17 protein-coding genes are annotated in these 17,140 nt (G+C 63.4%); 4 read left to right on the top strand and 13 right to left on the bottom strand.

Features of this window, described 5'->3' with window-relative positions; translation table 11 throughout:
* Window positions 1-2: 2 nt before the first annotated feature.
* From D1012_RS03105 to D1012_RS03080, 6 genes are all read right to left on the bottom strand, one after another.
* Complete coding sequence (locus D1012_RS03105) at window positions 3-905, bottom strand: extensin-like domain-containing protein (RefSeq protein WP_118149837.1); 903 nt, start codon at window positions 903-905, stop codon at window positions 3-5.
* Window positions 905-1,855 carry a prephenate/arogenate dehydrogenase family protein gene (locus D1012_RS03100; protein WP_118149836.1) on the bottom strand — a complete coding sequence of 317 codons (951 nt, stop codon included), beginning with the start codon at window positions 1,853-1,855 and terminating at the stop codon, window positions 905-907. The genes D1012_RS03105 and D1012_RS03100 overlap by 1 nt, the downstream gene beginning before the upstream one ends.
* Complete coding sequence (gene hisC / locus D1012_RS03095; protein WP_118149835.1) at window positions 1,852-2,937, bottom strand: histidinol-phosphate transaminase; 1,086 nt, start codon at window positions 2,935-2,937, stop codon at window positions 1,852-1,854. Before hisC ends, D1012_RS03100 begins: the two co-directional genes overlap by 4 nt.
* A gap of 165 nt (window positions 2,938-3,102) precedes the next feature.
* Entirely contained in the window at window positions 3,103-3,723 is a 621-nt protein-coding gene (gene rpsD, locus D1012_RS03090) for a 30S ribosomal protein S4 (protein WP_118149834.1), read from the bottom strand.
* A gap of 244 nt (window positions 3,724-3,967) precedes the next feature.
* Window positions 3,968-5,041: a Hint domain-containing protein gene (locus D1012_RS03085; RefSeq protein WP_118149833.1), complete on the bottom strand. Its 1,074-nt coding sequence runs from the start codon at window positions 5,039-5,041 to the stop codon at window positions 3,968-3,970.
* A gap of 161 nt (window positions 5,042-5,202) precedes the next feature.
* Window positions 5,203-6,213 carry a GlxA family transcriptional regulator gene (locus D1012_RS03080; protein ID WP_118150051.1) on the bottom strand — a complete coding sequence of 337 codons (1,011 nt, stop codon included), beginning with the start codon at window positions 6,211-6,213 and terminating at the stop codon, window positions 5,203-5,205.
* Window positions 6,214-6,470: 257 nt separating this feature from the next.
* On the opposite strand from D1012_RS03080, the gene D1012_RS03075 reads away from it, so the two are divergent.
* The 4 genes from D1012_RS03075 (at window position 6,471) to D1012_RS03060 (ending at window position 10,242) form a co-directional block, all read left to right on the top strand.
* Window positions 6,471-7,379, top strand: coding sequence for a sugar kinase (locus D1012_RS03075; RefSeq protein WP_118149832.1), 909 nt, complete (start codon window positions 6,471-6,473; stop codon window positions 7,377-7,379).
* A gap of 268 nt (window positions 7,380-7,647) precedes the next feature.
* Window positions 7,648-8,655 carry an ABC transporter substrate-binding protein gene (locus D1012_RS03070; RefSeq protein ID WP_118149831.1) on the top strand — a complete coding sequence of 336 codons (1,008 nt, stop codon included), beginning with the start codon at window positions 7,648-7,650 and terminating at the stop codon, window positions 8,653-8,655.
* A gap of 34 nt (window positions 8,656-8,689) precedes the next feature.
* On the top strand, window positions 8,690-9,478 hold the full coding sequence (locus D1012_RS03065) for an ABC transporter ATP-binding protein (protein ID WP_118149830.1): 789 nt from the start codon (window positions 8,690-8,692) through the stop codon (window positions 9,476-9,478).
* Window positions 9,478-10,242, top strand: a complete 765-nt coding sequence (locus D1012_RS03060; RefSeq protein WP_118149829.1) for an ABC transporter permease — start codon at window positions 9,478-9,480, stop codon at window positions 10,240-10,242. Before D1012_RS03065 ends, D1012_RS03060 begins: the two co-directional genes overlap by 1 nt.
* 38 nt (window positions 10,243-10,280) lie before the next feature.
* On the opposite strand, the gene D1012_RS22780 is transcribed toward D1012_RS03060, so the two are convergent.
* The 7 genes from D1012_RS22780 to truA form a co-directional block, all read right to left on the bottom strand.
* A complete protein-coding gene (locus D1012_RS22780; protein WP_147335617.1) occupies window positions 10,281-10,439 on the bottom strand; it encodes a DUF4175 domain-containing protein in 159 nt (52 codons plus the stop codon).
* Window positions 10,436-11,803 (bottom strand): amidase, encoded by a 1,368-nt coding sequence (locus D1012_RS03055; RefSeq protein ID WP_118149828.1) that lies wholly within the window; start codon window positions 11,801-11,803, stop codon window positions 10,436-10,438. The genes D1012_RS22780 and D1012_RS03055 overlap by 4 nt, the downstream gene beginning before the upstream one ends.
* Window positions 11,787-13,211 (bottom strand): TRAP transporter large permease, encoded by a 1,425-nt coding sequence (locus D1012_RS03050; RefSeq protein WP_118149827.1) that lies wholly within the window; start codon window positions 13,209-13,211, stop codon window positions 11,787-11,789. Before D1012_RS03050 ends, D1012_RS03055 begins: the two co-directional genes overlap by 17 nt.
* 38 nt (window positions 13,212-13,249) lie before the next feature.
* Window positions 13,250-13,846, bottom strand: coding sequence for a TRAP transporter small permease subunit (locus D1012_RS03045; RefSeq protein WP_118149826.1), 597 nt, complete (start codon window positions 13,844-13,846; stop codon window positions 13,250-13,252).
* 101 nt (window positions 13,847-13,947) lie between these two features.
* Window positions 13,948-15,087: a TRAP transporter substrate-binding protein gene (locus D1012_RS03040; protein WP_118149825.1), complete on the bottom strand. Its 1,140-nt coding sequence runs from the start codon at window positions 15,085-15,087 to the stop codon at window positions 13,948-13,950.
* Window positions 15,088-15,224: 137 nt separating this feature from the next.
* A complete protein-coding gene (locus tag D1012_RS03035) occupies window positions 15,225-16,187 on the bottom strand; it encodes a 2-hydroxyacid dehydrogenase (protein ID WP_118149824.1) in 963 nt (320 codons plus the stop codon).
* A 48-nt stretch (window positions 16,188-16,235) separates the two neighbouring features.
* Window positions 16,236-17,006, bottom strand: a complete 771-nt coding sequence (gene truA / locus D1012_RS03030; protein WP_118149823.1) for a tRNA pseudouridine(38-40) synthase TruA — start codon at window positions 17,004-17,006, stop codon at window positions 16,236-16,238.
* Window positions 17,007-17,140: the final 134 nt, after the last annotated feature.

The raw sequence follows: 17,140 nt of genomic DNA, 5'->3' as shown, positions 1-17,140 counted from the left end.
GCCTAACGGCAGTAGGTGCTGCTGCGCTTGGCGGTGTCGAAATGCAGATGGTCCTCGTGCATTCCGTCCGACCCTGGCCCCAGCGTGGTGTTAAAGATACCGCAGGCCGCTTTGTGGGCTTTTCGCATGGTCCTGTCGAAATTTCGTAGAACTGGAACGGTCTTTCCGTTCGAAAAGGTAAAGCCAGAGATGTCGATGGCCCGGCCCTTGCCATGTTCGCTGACCTTGGCCCCGGCGCGGTGATTGCGGGTCCGGCAGACATAATGCCCGGCCACCTGCAACTGCACAACCTTGCCCTTGCCATAGGCTGGTTCCACCCCGCGCTCGACCCAGGCTTTCAGCGCGCGGGCGGTATCACAATCCACCGTGGCCGCCTGACTTAGCCGCACTCCGGCAACGCTGGTGATCCGCACCGGGTCCGGCACCCCGCACCCCTGAATGCGCGAGGTGATCGGCGCCAGTGCCTCACCCCGGATCGACGGATCGCCGCAGACCGCCCCCTTTTGCGACACCACGCCCTGCTTGCCGGGCTTTACCGGCGCAATCGTGGCCGCGACCAGTTGTTTTTCAACCAGACTTTCAGGCCGCTTTGACGGGCGCAACAGGCCGAACAATCCCTTTTTCTCGGGCGGGGCAACCGCAGAGGCGGTCGCGACAACCACCTCCGGCGCGGCGATCATCGCAGGCGCTTCAGCAACAAGATTCTGAGGCCGCCGCTTGGGACGCACCGAAAGCGTCATGACCGGCAGCGCAGCGACCTGCATGCTGATCCCCACCGTCTGCGCCTCGGCAACGGCAACCATTCCGGGGCGGGGCATGGGCCGGGGCGATTTGGAAGGCGCATCGGCGAACGCAGCACTTGCCGCAACCAGCAGAACAGCCCCCGTTACCCCCGCCCTGAACATCAGCCCTTGCCCTCTCCTCCGCCCTGCGGGACACGCCCGAAGTCTGGAGCAGATGTATCCTGTCCCGCCTCGATAATGCCACGCCTGATTGCGCGGGTGCGGGTGAAGTAGGCGTGAAGGTGCTCACCGTCGCCCATGCGGATCGCGCGTTGCAGGGTGAACAGCTCTTCCGTAAAGCGGCCAAGGATATCCAGCACCGCATCCTTGTTGGTCAGAAACACATCGCGCCACATCACCGGATCGCTGGCCGCGATGCGGGTCAGGTCGCGAAACCCGCCCGCTGAATACTTGATCACTTCCGAATTCGACACCCGCCGCATATGCTCGGCCACGCCGACCATTGTATAGGCAATCAGGTGCGGCGTGTGGCTGGTCACGGCCAACACCAGATCATGATGGGCCACGTCCATCTCATCCACATTCGCGCCCATGCGCTCGCACAAGTCCCGCAGCCGCGCCACCGCTGCCCGGTCCGCCCCCTCCAGCGGGGTCAGCAGCCACCAGCGGTTCTTGAACAACGTCGCAAAACCCGACCTCGGCCCCGAATGTTCGGTCCCCGCAATCGGGTGGCCGGGAATGAAATGCACGCCAGAAGGCATATGCGGCGCCACCGCCTCAACCACCGCGCCCTTGACCGAGCCGACATCGGTGACGGTCGCCCCCGGCGCCAGATGCGGCCCGATCTCGGCGGCAATCGCGCCCATCACGCCGACCGGCACGCACAGCACGACCAGGTCCGCACCCTGCACCGCCTCGGCTGCCGTGGCATAGACCGCGTCACACAGACCGATCTGCAGGGCAATATCCCGGCTTTCGGCCGATTTGGCATGGCCCACAATCTCGCCCGCCAGCCCATATTGCCGCATCGCATGCGCCATCGATGAGGCGATCAGCCCCAGGCCGATCAGCGCCACACGCTGAAAAATCACTGTCTCACGCGGGCCGGTCATTTCAGACCCTTGAACTGCCCCACTGCATGGGCAATCCGGCGGCATCCCGCTTCGTCGCCCACCGTGATGCGCAGACAATGCGGCAGCTTATACGCCGCCACCCGCCGCACGATCAGGCCTTGCGACTGCAGAAAACCATCACAAGCCTCGGCCTCCTCGACGCTGGCAAAACGCGCCAGTACGAAATTCGCCATGCTGGTGTCAGAGGGCACACCCACCTCGGCCAGAGCTTCGGCCAGCCAGTGGCGCATCCGCGCATTCTCGGACCGGCATTTGTTGACCCACTCCTGATCGCGCACCGCCGCTTCAGCCACCTCCAACTGAGTGGTCGACAGGTTGAACGGCCCGCGGATACGGTTCAGGACATCAATGATATGCTTGGGGCCATAGCCCCAGCCAATCCGCAGGCCACCCAGACCATAGATCTTGGAAAACGTCCGCGTCATGAACACATTGTCGCGCCCGGTCGCCAGACCCGAGCCGCCGTCGTAGCCCTCGACATATTCGGCATAGGCCCCGTCGATCACCAGAATGGCCTGCGGGGGCAGCCCCGCCGCCAGCCGCTCCATCTCGGCGGGCGAAATCATTGTGCCGGTCGGGTTGTTGGGATTGGCAATGAACACCAGCTTGGTGCGCTTGGTGCAGGCGCGCAAAATGGCGTCCACATCGGTCATCCGCTCACGCTCGGCCACCTCGACCGGAGTCGCCCCGACGGCAAGTGCCGAAATCCGGTACATCAGAAAGCCGTGTTCGGTGAACACCACCTCATCCTTTGGCCCGGCATAGGCCTGGCACAGAAAGGTAATAATCTCGTCCGAACCAACGCCACAGATGATCCGCTCCGGGTCCAGCCAATGCACATCGCCGATGGCCTGACGCAAGGCCGCGTGATCGGTGCCCGGATAGCGGTGCAGCGTGTGAACCGTCTTGCCAAATACCTCTTTCGCCCGGTCACCGGGGCCGAACGGATTCTCGTTCGACGACAGTTTCAGCGCATTTGACACGCCGGCCAGATGCGCCTTGCCGCCTTCGTAAAGCGCAATGTCCAGAATGCCAGGTTGCGGGCGAATGGTGTCGTGCATAGGGGCCTCCAACTCACCCGGCGGTTCTAGCGGGCACGGGGCGGTTAGACCAGTGCGATTATAACGCGCAGGGGGGCAATCGACAGCCGGATTCCCTGCACACAAAGCCCGCAAATGCAAAAGGCCGCCCCACGGGGCGGCCCTTCCGACAGCTTGCGCGAAAGATCAGTTCTTCGCGTAATATTCGACGACCAGGTTCGGTTCCATCACGACCGGATACGGCACATCGCCCAGACCAGGGGTGCGCACAAAGGTCACGACCAGTTTGTTGTGATCGACTTCCAGATAATCCGGCACGTCACGCTCTGACGACTGCACGGCTTCCAGAATGATCGCCAGCTGACGCGACTTTTCGCGGACCGAGATCACGTCGCCCTCTTTCACACGGTAAGACGCGATGTTCACGCGCTGACCGTTCACCTGCACATGGCCGTGGTTCACGAACTGACGGGCGGCGAACACGGTCGGCACCAGCTTGGCGCGGTACACAACCGCATCCAGACGACGCTCCAGCAGACCGATCAGCATCTCGCCGGTGTCGCCGCGCACACGCTCGGCCTCACCAAAGATCTTGCGGAACTGCTTTTCGGTCAGGTCACCATAGTAACCCTTCAGCTTTTGCTTGGCGCGCAGCTGAGTACCGAAGTCGGACAGTTTGTTCTTGCGGCGCTGACCGTGCTGGCCCGGGCCATATTCCCGCTTGTTGACCGGCGACTTGGCGCGGCCCCAGATGTTCTCGCCCATGCGGCGGTCAATTTTGTACTTGGCAGACGTGCGTTTGGTCACGGCTGATCTCCTTCGCTCAGATGAAGGGCGTTGTCCTTGTGCCTTCCGGCCCGACAGGCATCCCCTTGCGGGGTCCACCAACACCAATGAAAAGCCCCGGAGGTTACCCGCCGGGACAGAGCGCGCTTATACGCCCGCAAATCAGGGTGTCAACAGCCGCTTCCGCCCCGGTCCGAAAATAACGCCGGGGGAGGTGCAAAGCGAAAGCGGCAATCACCCCTCCCGGCAACACCGGCTCTAAAGCTTAGGCCGCCACATCATGCCGCAGGATCGCCACCTCAGAGGACGACAGATTGCGCCGGGCATAATCACCATAGCTCGCCGGGTTCACCGTGATCTCGGGCAGAATCGCCATCAGCGCCTCACGCTGTTTCGGCTCGATGGTGTCCATCGCGGTGTTCGACGGGTGAAAGCTCTCGGTCTCCATGCCGTTGGCCCAGACGATATTGTGGCGGTCCAGCAGGATATGGATATAGGTCACCTCGCGCAGCGCGTGATCGACACAGATCGTCACATCGTTCAGCAGATCCTCGGCCTTGACCAGCACCTCTTCGGTGTTGAACAACGCCCGCGCGGCCGGCCCGTTCAGCACCATCCGGTGCTGCGGCGACACCACCAGATCCACGTCTGGCCGCTCGATCCCCAGCGCCCCGGCCCGGAACCGGATCGGACGCAGATGCGGCATCGCATACAGCCGTGCCCCACTCATCCGGCGGCTGCCGGTCCACAGGATATCCTGCGCGCCATTGTCCTTGGTCAGAATGCGGTCGCCCGGTCGCAGATCCTGGATCAGCCGCGTTCCGGTCGGCGTGGCAATGCGGGTGTCTGGCGTAAAGCAGATCACCCCTCCCGCCACCTTGGCCCCCGCGCCCGAATGGGTGCGGTCAATCGCAGTGCGCACCACCCACAGATCCTGCCCCGGCGGCGGCAGATCACCGACAAACATCAACAGCCGCGCGCCGGTATCCGGCACCGGCAGAATGGTGACAGACCAGCTCTGATGGCCGTCCGTCACGATAAACCCCTGATCAGGAGCTTCTTCTTCCTCGTCCTCCACACCGGACGCGGCAACTGCCTCGCCCGTGACAGCTACACCGATCAGGCGGCGCACCATTTTGGCCGCACGCCTGCGAATGTCCGCAATTCCCTCGGCCCCCTCCAGCAGAAGCATGCCGCCCTGACCATCCACGCGGACGGGTTGACCGGACCAGCGCCATGAAGCGCCGACGGCAAGACCATCCAACGGGGCCGCACTCAGGCCGTCTATCTCTGTCTGTGACCAGGAAATGACGAACGTGCCCCGAGAGCCCGTTCCCATGCCTGTCCCTTTTTTAGTCTGCTCGTGTTTTTATTGCCCCAACCGTAACAAGGCGTTAACCCTTTGGCTATTGTAAAACAGCAACAATCCAAGGGAAGTCTGCGGAATTGGGGGGTAAATTCCGACAATCCGGGCACGGATCAAACGACCGGCTTTTGCCGCTACTTGCCAAAATGCGAGAAGCGATAGGGCGAAACCCCGTATTTCACCCGGAAAGACTTGGAAAAATGCGAGCTGCTGGCATATCCGCAGGCAATCGCCACCTCTGTCACACTCATATCGGTTTCCGCCAGCAGCGCGCGGCCATGTTGCAACCGCAGGTCGTTCATATACCGCACCGGGGTCACCCCCATGTAGCGGCTGAACAGCCGCTCGATCTGCCGCCGTGACAGGTCCAGCTGCGCGGCACAGGCATCCAGATCAAACGGCTCCTCGATCCGCGCCTCCAGAAACGCCACCGCCTCGATCAGCTTTTCATGCCGCGTGCCCAGCCGGGCGGCCAGCGAGGTCATCTGCTCATCGCCCTGCCTGCGCCGCTGCGCAAGCAGGCACATGTTCATAACCTCCTGACTCAGGGTGATGCCGAACCGCTCGTGGATGATTTCCAGCATCAGATCTGCGGCAGCAACGCCCCCTGCGCAGGTCACGATCCGGTCATCAATGCAGAACACCTGCCGCGCGGCGGTCAGATCGGGAAAAGTCTCGGCAAAGCCGGTCAGGTTCTCCCAATGCAGGGTAAACCGCCGCCCCTTCAGGATACCCGCCCGCGCCAGTGCATAGGCCCCGGTACACAGCCCGCCCACGATACGCCCGCGCCGCCACAAGCCGCGCAGCCAGTCGGCCAGCGCGGCGGTGGTCTGCAGCTCCGGCTCCACGCCCGAACAGACCAGCACCACCCCCTCGGGCTGCACCGCGCCATATGCCCCGTCCACCATCACCGGAACCCCGTTAGAACAGGCCACCGCCTGCCCGTCCGCCGACAGCACCTGCCAGTGGAACAACGCCTGCCCGGTCAACTGATTGGCGATCCGCAACGGCTCAATGGCCGAGGCAAAGGCCAGCATGGTGAATTTCGGCAGCAGCACAAAACTGACCGCGACCGGGCTGGCCACGGCGGGCAGCTCGACATGCGCCACCCCTTTGGCAATGTATCGCGCCGCGTCATCACTCATCAGCCAGCCCTCCAAAACCGCCACTCTTTGCCATCAAGTCCGAGCTTAAGCCATATCCTGCAGCAAAGCGCCGGAAAACAATGCCGGGCAAACCGGGTTGCGCCCCCGCACCCCATCATGCGCTCCCGCACGGCGCGGTGCGCAAATGATCCGGCCTTTGCGCAGATCCGCGACCGCAGACATAGCAAAGCCCCCCGGTTGCAGCCCCCATGCCGCTCGGCTAACGTCAGCCACCGCGTAGGATAGGAGCAGCCCCCATGTCGAAATCCCTGTTGAGCATTGGCGAATGCATGGTCGAGCTGTCGCCCACCGCCTCCGGCGATTATGCGCGCGGTTTCGCCGGGGATACCTTCAACACCGCATGGTATGCCCGCCGGCTGCTGCCCGCAGACTGGACCGTCGCCTATGGCTCGGCCATCGGCACCGATGCCGTCTCTGATGAAATGGCTGCATTCATCGCCGGTGAAGGCATCGACACAACCGCCCTGCGCCGCCTGTCCGACCGGACCGTGGGCCTTTACATGATCAGCCTGCGCGACGGCGAGCGCAGCTTTTCCTACTGGCGCGGCCAGTCGGCGGCCCGGATGCTGGCCGATGACCCCGACTGGCTGGAGGCGACCCTGAATGGCCGCAGCCTCATCCATTTTTCCGCCATCACCCTTGCTATCCTGTCGCCCGACCACCGCCGCAGCTTTTGCGCAGGTCTGGCCCGCGCCCGTGCCAAGGGCAGCCTGATCGCCTTTGACACCAACCTGCGTCCGCGCCTCTGGGACGGGGCCGATGCGATGCGCGACGGCGTGATGCTGGGCGCATCGGTGGCCGATATCGTCCTGCCGTCGTTTGACGAGGAAACCGGCCTCTGGGGTGACCAGACCGCCGCCGACACCATCGCCCGTTATCAACAGGCGGGGGCCAGCCGCATTGTGGTCAAGGATGGCGGCGGCCCGGTCACCCTGTGGTCCGCCGCTCACGGCACCCGCCAGCATGACGCAACCCCGGTGGCGCAAATCGTCGATACCACCGCCGCAGGTGACAGCTTTGCCGGCGGCTTTCTCGCCCATCTGGCCATGGGGGAAACGGAGGACCGCGCCGCACAGGCCGCAATGGCACTGGCGGCACAGGTCATCCAGTCCCGCGGCGCGCTGGTCCCCACCCTCTTCGCCTGATCTCTGCACCCCTGCCAGATCCCGCAACCCCCTGCCGGATTGCTGCTTGCCAAATACTCCCGCCGGAGGCACCGCCCGTGGCCCCCGGCGGTTGCCGTTCAGTCTGAGGCGAGACCCTCCCCAGAACGACACCATTTTCAGCATTTCCCGGAAGAACTGCACAATCTGCAGCCATAAGCGCACAAAAATCCATCACGCAACGCCCCCGGCCTATGACTCTGTCGCGCAATCTTGACCAATTGGGAAAACCCCAACCGGAGTCTGCCCCATGATCCGTATCGCCCTGTCCGGCCTTGTCACCGCGCTTCTGGTGGCACAGGTGGCCCAAGCCGAAACCGCCATGCCCTTTGCGCTGGACTGGAAATTCGAAGGCCCCGCCGCCCCCTATTTCGTGGCCCTCGACAAGGGCCATTTCGCCGCCGAGGGGCTGACGGTCGAGATCACCGAAGGCGCAGGCTCGCTGGATGCGATCCCGAAGGTGGCCACCGGCGCTTATCCGGTCGGCTTTGCCGATATCAACAGCCTGATGAAATTCCTCGACCAGAACCCCGGCGCGCCGGTGACGGCGGTGATGATGATCTATGACAAGCCGCCCTTTGCCATGGTTGGCCGCAAATCGCTGGGCATCACCGCGCCGGGCGACATCTCCGGCAAGATCCTTGGCGCACCGCCGCCGGATGGGGCCTGGGCGCAGTTCCCGATCTTTGCGGCTGAAAACGGCATCGACATGGCGACTGTCACGGTGGAACCCGTCGGCTTTCCTGTGCGCGAACCGATGCTGGCCGAAGGCAAGGTGGCCGCCGTCACCGGCTTCAGCTTCACCTCCAGCCTCAACGTCAAACGTCTCGGCGTGCCAGCCGATGACATCTCGGTCATCCTGATGGCCGATCACGGCGTGGCGCTTTATGGCAATGCGGTGATCGTCAACACCGACTTCGCCGCCGCCAACCCAGAAGCGGTGACCGGCTTTCTGCGCGCCATTGCCAAGGGCTGGAAAGACACCGTCGCCGACCCCGATGCCGCCATCGCCAGCCTGATCACCCGCAACCCCGCCGCCGATGCGGAGCTGGAGGGCGAGCGTCTGGCGCTGTCGATCAAGGACAACGTGATGACCGACTGGGTCATGACCAACGGCCTTGGCAACATCGACGCCGCCCGGATGGAAAAGGCGATCGAGCAGACCAAATCGGTCTACACCTTCACCAACGCCCCCGATGCCGCGCTGTACTTTGACCCGACATGGCTGCCCGCCGATGGCAGCCTGATGATGCAATAAGGCCCACGCCGCCCGGAAACGGGCGGCGCACCTCATGGCAAACCTCATCGAGATCAAAGGCGTCACCCACGCCTATCGTACCAAATCCGGTCCTCTGCCGGTGCTGGACAATCTGAACATCGCCGTGCCAGAAGGCGAATTTGCCGCCGTTGTCGGCCCTTCGGGCTGCGGTAAATCCACGCTCACCCGTCTTGTTGCCGGGCTGATGAAACCGGATCAGGGTGAGGTCTGGCTACATGGCGAGCGCGTCACCAGCCCCCGCAAGACCGTGGGTATGGCGTTTCAGAACCCGGTCCTGCTGGAATGGCGCACGATCCTTGAAAACGTGATCTTGCCGCTGGAAATCGTCGCCCCCCGTATGCCGCAGGCCGAGCGTGAGGCGCGTGCTTTGCACCTGCTGGAAATGGTCGGGCTGAAAGGCTTCGACTCCAAACGCCCCAGCGAATTGTCGGGCGGCATGCGCCAACGGGCCAGCCTGTGCCGCGCCATCGTGCATAAACCCGATGTGCTGATCATGGACGAACCCTTTGGTGCGCTGGACAATTTCACCCGCGAAGACCTGTGGCAGACCATGCGTGATCTGCGCGCGGCTGAACCCTTTACCTGCGTGCTGATCACCCATGACCTGCGCGAAAGCGTCTTTCTGGGCGATCAGGTGTTTGTGCTGTCGGGCCGCCCCGCCCGCACCCAGATGGTGTTGAACGTAGACCTGCCCGCCGACCGCACGCTCGACATCCTCTATCAGCCAAAGGCGCAGGACATGCTGCACACCTTGCGCGACCAGATCCGCATTGCCCAGGGCCGCGACGGGGAGATGCACTGATGGAAACCCTGCAGAAAATCGTCGTGCCAATTCTGGCCGTCCTCCTGTTTCTCTGGGCATGGGAGGCGCTGGTCTGGGTCAACGACTGGCCCAATTACAAGATGGCGTCGCCTTCCGACCTGCCGCCCGCGTTCTGGAAATTCCGCTGGCTGTTTCTGGAAATGGGCTGGCAAACCCTGTGGCGCACCGTTGTCGGTCTTGGCCTTGCAGTGCTGTTCGGCACCCTCGTCGGCATGATCATGGGCTTTTCGCGCATCGCCCGTGACGGGCTTTACCCGCTGCTGGTCGGCTTCAATGCGATCCCAAAGGCGACGCTGGTGCCGGTGATCTCTCTGATCTTCATCGGCCAGCATGATTTCAACACCGTGCTGATGGCGTTTCTGATCAGCTTTTTCCCGATTGCGGTGTCGGTCGGCATCGGCCTGTCCACTCTGGAACCCGAATACCGCGACATCCTGCGCAGCCTTGGCGCATCGCGCCTCACGATCTTTCGCAAGATCGCCCTGCCCAAAACCCTGCCCGAATTCTTCGGCGCGCTGAAGGTCTCGGTCACGCTGGCCTTTATCGGCACCAATCTGGTGGAGATCGTGGCCCCCCATGGCCGCGGCCTTGGCGCGCTGTTCAAATCGGGCGAAACCAATGGCGACTACCCGCTGATGTTTGCGGTTCTGATCGCCCTCGCCGCCCTCGGCATCCTGCTGTATTACGCCGTGCTGGTGCTGGAGCGCATCTTTGCCGGCTGGGCCGAGCGCCCGCAGAGCTGACATTACGCGCGTCCAGCGTCACCGCCGGACGCGCGGGGCTAACCGCTCTTGCGCAGGTTGGTGATCAGATCCCATCCGGCCAGCGCCACCGTCACGCTGACCACCCCGATCAGATCCCAGCGCGGGACATGCCACAGCAGGATCCCCAGAAACCCCAGCAACACCGCAAACGCAAAAAGCGCCATCACATTGTTCATTGGCTTGCGCCCCCTTTTGCCTGCATTTCCACATGCGCCATCAGCCAACGCGCGGTGCGCAGCAGCCGCGCGTCATCGCCACGCCGTCCCACCAGCTGCAACCCCATCGGCAAGCCGCTGTCCGACCAGAACAACGGCACCGTCACCGCAGGCACGCCGGCCAAAGTCCACAACCCATTAAAGATCGCCGATCCGGTAAAGGCCAGCCCCTCGGGCGCGGGGCCGGGGGCAGCCGGGCACAGGATGGCGTCACAGCGCTCAAACACCGGGTGCAGCGTCGCGTTCAACAGCGCGCGCCAGTCCAGCGCCGCCAGATAATCGCGCGCCAGCACCGCCTTGCCCTCATCCATCGCGGCACGCAAAACCTCAGACATCTGATCGCGCCCGCGCCGCTCGATCCCGTAATAGCACTTGGCCATCTCGGCAAAGTTGATCCGCTGCCGGATCGCCGCCACCTCGGCCAGCCCCGGCAGATCGGCCTCAAAGCACTGCTCGCCCAAGAGCGCCGCCACTTCTTCCACCGCCGCCCGCATCTGCGGATCGGCCTCCTGCCATCCGGGCGGGCGGACAAAGGCAAACATCGGCGTGACCGGCACCTTTGCCAGGGTCACATCCAGCAAACGCGGCACCGGCACGGCTTCGGTCGCGCTGTCCGCCGGGTCATGGCCGGTCAACACCTCGACCAGCAAAGCCGCATCCTCGACCGAGCGGGCAAACACCCCCACTGTATCCAGAAACGGCGATTGCGGCAAAATCCCCGTGCGCGGGATCAGCCCAAAGCTGGGCTTCACCCCCACCACCCCGCAATAGGCCGCAGGCCGGATCACCGATCCACCGGTCTGCGTGCCGATGGCCAGCGGCACCATGCCCGCCGCCACCGCCGCCGCCGACCCCTGCGATGACCCGCCCGGCGTATGCGCGGCGTTGTGCGGGTTGCGGGTCTTGCCGGGGTGCATATAGGCGCCCTCGGTCGTCACCGTCTTGCCCAGAATGATCGCCCCCGCCGCGCGCAGCCGCGCCACGATCCATGCATCCTCGCCCGGCACCCGGCCCGCATCCACCGCCAGCCCGTTCGCTGTGGGAATGCCCTTGGTGTCGATGATGTCCTTCAACGCCACCGGCACCCCGTGCAGCGGCCCGATGGGCCGCCCTGCCTGCCGTCGCGCATCCAGGGCGCGCGCTTGTTCAAGGGCATAGTCGCCATCCAGCCAGGCCCAGGCCTGCACCTGCGGCTCCACCACAGCAATGCGGGCAAGGTAAGCCTCGACCACCTCGACCGCGCGCAACGCGCCAGATGCCAGACGGTCGCGCAACACCAACGCGCCAAAGCCGGTCAGATCCACCACTTTATCGGCCCGGCCCATAGAATGCCTCCGGCAGGCTGAACACGATCTGCGGGAAGGCATAGAGCAGCGCCATGCAGATGATCACCATCCCGCAATAGGGCAGCACGCCCGCGAAAATCTCGGTCAGCTTGATCTGCGGCGGCGCGATGCCCTTCAGATAATACGCACTCATCGCCATCGGCGGAGTCAGGAACGAGGTCTGCAGGTTCAGCGCCACCAGCACGCCAAAGAACAGCGGATCAATCCCGAACAAGGGCAGCAACGGCAGGAAGATCGGCACAAAGATGATGATGATCTCGGACCATTCCAGCGGCCAGCCCAGCAGGAAAATGATCACCTGCGCCAGAATCAGGAACTGGATCGGCGTCAGATCCAGACCCATGACGAAATCGGCAATCACATGCTCGCCGCCCAGATAGCTGAACACCGCCGAGAAGGTGTAAGACCCGACGAACAGCCAGCACACCATCGCCGTGGTGCGCACGGTCAGATAAACACTCTCGCGCAACCGGTCAAAGGTCATGGCGCGATAACCCACCGCAAGCACCATGCCGCCCAGCGCGCCAATCGACGCGGCCTCGGTCGGTGTCGCCAGCCCGAACAGGATCGAGCCCAGCACCGCAAAGATCAGGAATGCCAGCGGAAAGAAACTGGTCAGCAACATCCATGCCAGCCGGGCCATCGGCACCTCAGGCATTTCTTCTTTGGTCGGTTTTGGCGCAAGTTTCGGATTCAGGATCGACCGGCCGACGATATAGACCAGATACAATCCCACCAGCGTAAAGCCCGGCAGCAACGCCGCCGCATAGAGCCGCACAATCGACACGCCCGATGACGCCGCATAGACGATCAGCATGATCGACGGCGGAATCAGAATGCCCAGCGTGCCGCCCGCGCAGATGATGCCGGTGGCAAAGGAATGGTCATAGCGCGCTTTCAGCATCTGCGGCAGCGCCAGCAGCCCCATCAGCGTGACCACCGCACCCACAATCCCCGTCGCCGTCGCAAACAGCGCGCACGTCAGCAGTGCCGCCACGCCCATCGAGCCGGGAATGTTGCGGGTGGCAATCGCCAATGTGCCGAACAGCTTGTCAACGATATTGGCGCGTTCGACGATATAGCCCATGAACAGGAACAGCGGGATCGCGGTCAGCACCTCATTCGAGATCACCGTATAAGTCTGGTTCACGAACAGATCGAAGATCCGGTTGTTATAGAACCCCTCGATCCACAGACTCGTGCTGTCCCACCAGCTTGCGTCCTCTCCCAGACGGTTGAACGCCCGCCACATCCGGCTGGGGTCAAAATAGGCGTAATAGCCAAAGGCAATGCCCAGCGCCATCAGCGTAAAGGCAATCGGAAAACCCAGAAAGACAAAGGCAATGAAGATGCCCAGCATCATGAGGGCGATTTGCGGGTCGGTCACGTGTGCGAACTCCGGGAATGGGGCGGCGGTTGGGCCGATTACCTTTGGGCTTTGGCGGCAGCGTCGGCAGCGGCCTCGGCGGCCTGTTTGATCAGCAGTTTCTCGGTCTCTTCGACATCTTCCTCAGCCTCCAGCCAGATGCCGCTCCGCATGCAGATGATGCAGCGGAACACCTGCGCCAGCCCTTGGATCAGCAGCAGGATACCTGCCGCCACGATCACCGATTTGAACTGATAGATCGGAATCCCTGCCGGGCTGTTGACCGACACTTCGGCATACCCCCACGACCGGGAAGAGTATTTCCAGCCGGTAAACACCAGCGCCAGAATGCCGGGAAAGAAGAACAGGACATAGAGCACCAGATCGACCAGCGCCTGCGTCTGCGGTCGCCATGTCCGGTACAGGAAATCCCCGCGCACATGCCCGCCACGCGACAGCGTATAGGCCCCGCCCATCATGAACACCGTGCCATACATGATGAAACTCAGGTCCAGCGCCCAGGGCGTCGGCCGGTTGAACGCGTAACGCACCATCACCTCATAAGCCATGCCAAAGGTCATCAGGATGACCAGCCAGCCAAAGGTCTTGCCGAACCAGGCCGAAAGCCGATCAGCAAATCGAATATACCCGAGCATGTGGGAAACTCCGTTCAAGCGGTCATGCAGGCAGATCAGCCCGCAGCAAGGATCACGGCGCAGAAGAAACGGGGGCGCGGTTCACGCGCCCCCGGATCAGATTACAGTTTCAGCTTGCCGGGGAAGTAATGCTCGTAAGCCAGCCCCAGATCCGGCGCGTTCATCAGCTCGTAATAGGCGACCTTTTCCACCCACTCGCGCTGGCTGTCCATCACCTTCTTGTTGAAGGCATCGCCTTCCAGATCGGCAATCAGCGTATCCCAGGCCCCCAGCTGCGCCTCAAGGATCTCTTTCGAGGTGCGGTGAACGATCACGCCATTGTCGGCCTGCAGCTCTGCCAGATCCTTGGAATATTCACGCATGGCCAGCGCAAGGTTCGATGTGGCCGAAGCCTCGACACCATATTTCAGGATCGCCTGCAGATCCGGGTCCAGATCTTCCAGGAAATCCTTGTTGAAGGTGAATTCAAACGCTTCCGACGCCTGATGATAGGACGACAGATAATAGTTCTTGGCCACATCCTGTGCGCCGAAGCGGCGGTCGGATGACGGGTTGTTGAACTCGAACGCGTCGATCACGCCACGCTCCATCGCGGGCACGATCTCGCCACCCGGCAGCTGTGCCACCGACATGCCCATCGCTTGCAAAAGGTCTGCCGCCAGACCCACGGTGCGATACTTGAAGCCCTGAATGTCGGCGACGGTGTTCACTTCACCCTTGAACCAGCCAAACGGCTGCGCGGGCATCGGCATGCCCATATAGCCGACCACGTTCAGACCCAGCACATCCTGCGTCAGCTCACGGTAAAACTCCGCGCCGCCGCCCTGATAGAACCAGCCCAGCATGGTCGAAGCCGAGCCGCCGAACACCGGACCCGTGCCAAAGAACGATGCCGCCTTGTGCTTGCCGTACCAGTACACCGGCACGGTGTGGGTCGCGTCGATCACGCCGTCATGCACGGCATCCATAACCTGAAACGCGCCGACAATCGCGCCTGCGGGCAGCAGGTCGATCTTCAGCCGGCCACCCGACATTTCTTCAACGCGGGTTACATATTCGCGGGCGAAATCCATCCAGATGTCAGATGCAGGCCACGAGGTCTGCATTTTCATCACAATCGGTGCCTGCGCCAGAACGGCCGGAGCGGCCAGCACCGAGGCTGCGGCGGCAGCAGATCCGCCCAGCGCACCCTTGCGCAGGAACGAACGACGGGAAAGCCCGGTGTCGCGGGTATCAGTCATATGGTGTCCTCCCAGACGATTATGGCCGCTCCTCGCGACCTGTTATCTGCGGAAAGTCTAATGCAGGGGGCGCGAAAAGCAAGCACTGGTAAGTTTGTTTTACCACGTCTACCCAATCATCGGTATAGCCCCCCCTTTTAGGCCACCCTGTCACCTGGCTCCCGTCCGGCAAAAAACGCGTCCAGATTGTCCAGTGCCCGAAATCCCATCGCATCGCGGGTCTCTTCGGTTGCCGAGCCGATATGCGGCAGCAGGAACACGTTCGGCAACGCTGCCAGCGCCGTGTTGCCCCCCGGCTCGGTCTGAAACACATCGAGGCCCGCCGCAAACAACCGGCCCGTGGTCAGCGCCCCAACCAGCGCCGCCTCATCCACCAGCCCGCCCCGCGCCGTGTTCACCAGCACCGCCCGCTCCGGCAGCAGCGCCAGGGTACGCGCGTTGATGATCCCGGCATTCTGCGGGGTCGAGGGGCAATGCAGGCTCAGCACATCCGACACCGCCAGCAGCCCCTCCAGCGTGTCATGAAAGACCGCGCCCTTTTCCAGATGATCGGGCAAGCGACGGCGGTTGTGGTAATGCACCTCCATGCCAAAGCCACGCGCGCGCTCTGCCGTGACCTGCCCCACCCGGCCCATGCCCAGCACGCCAAAGCGCTTGCCCGTCACCTGCCGCCCGACCATGAACGCAGGCGACCAGAAATCCCACTTGCCCGCCCGGATCATCGCATCGCCCTCGGCCCCGCGCCGTGCGGCCCTCAGCATGCACAGCATGGCAATCTCGGCCGTGGCATCCGACAGCACATCCGGCGTGTTGGTCACCACGATCCCCGCCGCCTTTGCCGCCGCCAGATCGACGTGATCGGTGCCCACCGAATGATTGGCGATGATCTTCAGCCTTGGCCCCAGCGCGGCAATCACATCGGCACTGAACCGCTCCGAATGGCAGGGCAGCACCGCATCCACCTCCCGGCACATCGCAATCAGCTCGGCGGGCGAAAACAGCCGGTCCTCGGGGTTCAGAATCACCGCGTAATCCCGCGCCGCCCGCGCCTCGACCACGTCGCGCAGTTTGCGCGCGATAAACAGCTTTGGTTTTGTCATCTCTGCCTCCCAGCTTTGGGGCAGACCCTAACCCGTCAGGCGACAGGTTCAAGCAAAGGGATCCACCGGATAGCCCACCCCGGTCAGATACAGCCCCTGCGGCGGACAGACCGGGCCACAGGCGGCGCGGTTGCGCGCCTCCAGCGCCGTCTTTACATCCTCCGGTGCCCACGTCCCCGCCCCGACCCGTTCCAGCGTGCCGACGATCGACCGCACCTGATTGTGCAGGAAACTGCGGGCGCGCAGGGAAAAGCGATACTCCACGCCCCCGGCATAAGCATGCTCGGAAATGGAAATCTCATCCAGAGTCTTCATCGGCGAATGGGCCTGACAGATCGAGGACCGGAAGGTGGTGAAATCGTGATGCCCGATCAGATGCGCCGCCCCCGCCCGCATCGCCGCCGTATCCACCGGGTTCAGCACCTGCCAGACCCGGCCCCGGTCATGCGTGACCGGCGCGCGCCGCGCCACCAGCCGGAACAGATAGCGCCGCTCGGTCGCCGAAAACCGCGCGTGGAAATCGTCCGGTACGCGAGCGGCGTCAATGATCGCCACCGGCGCCGGCTTCAGATGCCAGTTCAGCGCCTCGGACAGCCGGAACGGCTCCCACTCACGCACCAGATCCACCGTCGCCACCTGCCCGGTGCCATGCACGCCCGCATCCGTGCGCCCGGCGGCGGCAATCGTATGCGGCCCCGGCTGCAATCGCGACAGCGCCGCCTCCACCGCGGCCTGCACCGAAGGCTGCCCGGCGGCCTGCCGTTGCCAGCCCTGAAACGGGCCACCGTCATAGTCGATTTTCAGCGCAAAACGTGGCATGGCTGTTCCTTACCCGATTTGCCCCCCACTGCAAGCCCGGCGCAGGCGGCCGACTGCGGAAGCGCTCCGCGCGGGAGTATTTCAGAAAGGTGCAAGCCATCAGGGCTTGCGTGTCTTGTCCGGGGTTTCCCCCT

Origin of the sequence: Pseudotabrizicola alkalilacus (assembly GCF_003443995.1) — a bacterium.
GTDB lineage: Bacteria > Pseudomonadota > Alphaproteobacteria > Rhodobacterales > Rhodobacteraceae > Pseudotabrizicola > Pseudotabrizicola alkalilacus.
The sequence above is the reverse complement of the archived record's forward strand: the minus strand, read 5'-3'. Positions and strand labels throughout refer to the sequence as shown.

What these genes read in the sequence shown, in the direction of transcription:
- D1012_RS03105 (WP_118149837.1), bottom strand. Translation starts at nt 905, where the DNA reads ATGTTCAGGGCGGGGGTAACGGGGGCTGTTCTGCTGGTTGCGGCAAGT.
- D1012_RS03100 (WP_118149836.1), bottom strand. Translation starts at nt 1,855, where the DNA reads ATGACCGGCCCGCGTGAGACAGTGATTTTTCAGCGTGTGGCGCTGATC.
- hisC (WP_118149835.1), bottom strand. Translation starts at nt 2,937, where the DNA reads ATGCACGACACCATTCGCCCGCAACCTGGCATTCTGGACATTGCGCTT.
- D1012_RS03085 (WP_118149833.1), bottom strand. Translation starts at nt 5,041, where the DNA reads ATGGGAACGGGCTCTCGGGGCACGTTCGTCATTTCCTGGTCACAGACA.
- D1012_RS03080 (WP_118150051.1), bottom strand. Translation starts at nt 6,213, where the DNA reads ATGAGTGATGACGCGGCGCGATACATTGCCAAAGGGGTGGCGCATGTC.
- D1012_RS03075 (WP_118149832.1), top strand. Translation starts at nt 6,471, where the DNA reads ATGTCGAAATCCCTGTTGAGCATTGGCGAATGCATGGTCGAGCTGTCG.
- D1012_RS03070 (WP_118149831.1), top strand. Translation starts at nt 7,648, where the DNA reads ATGATCCGTATCGCCCTGTCCGGCCTTGTCACCGCGCTTCTGGTGGCA.
- D1012_RS03065 (WP_118149830.1), top strand. Translation starts at nt 8,690, where the DNA reads ATGGCAAACCTCATCGAGATCAAAGGCGTCACCCACGCCTATCGTACC.
- D1012_RS03060 (WP_118149829.1), top strand. Translation starts at nt 9,478, where the DNA reads ATGGAAACCCTGCAGAAAATCGTCGTGCCAATTCTGGCCGTCCTCCTG.
- D1012_RS22780 (WP_147335617.1), bottom strand. Translation starts at nt 10,439, where the DNA reads ATGAACAATGTGATGGCGCTTTTTGCGTTTGCGGTGTTGCTGGGGTTT.
- D1012_RS03055 (WP_118149828.1), bottom strand. Translation starts at nt 11,803, where the DNA reads ATGGGCCGGGCCGATAAAGTGGTGGATCTGACCGGCTTTGGCGCGTTG.
- D1012_RS03045 (WP_118149826.1), bottom strand. Translation starts at nt 13,846, where the DNA reads ATGCTCGGGTATATTCGATTTGCTGATCGGCTTTCGGCCTGGTTCGGC.
- D1012_RS03040 (WP_118149825.1), bottom strand. Translation starts at nt 15,087, where the DNA reads ATGACTGATACCCGCGACACCGGGCTTTCCCGTCGTTCGTTCCTGCGC.
- D1012_RS03035 (WP_118149824.1), bottom strand. Translation starts at nt 16,187, where the DNA reads ATGACAAAACCAAAGCTGTTTATCGCGCGCAAACTGCGCGACGTGGTC.
- truA (WP_118149823.1), bottom strand. Translation starts at nt 17,006, where the DNA reads ATGCCACGTTTTGCGCTGAAAATCGACTATGACGGTGGCCCGTTTCAG.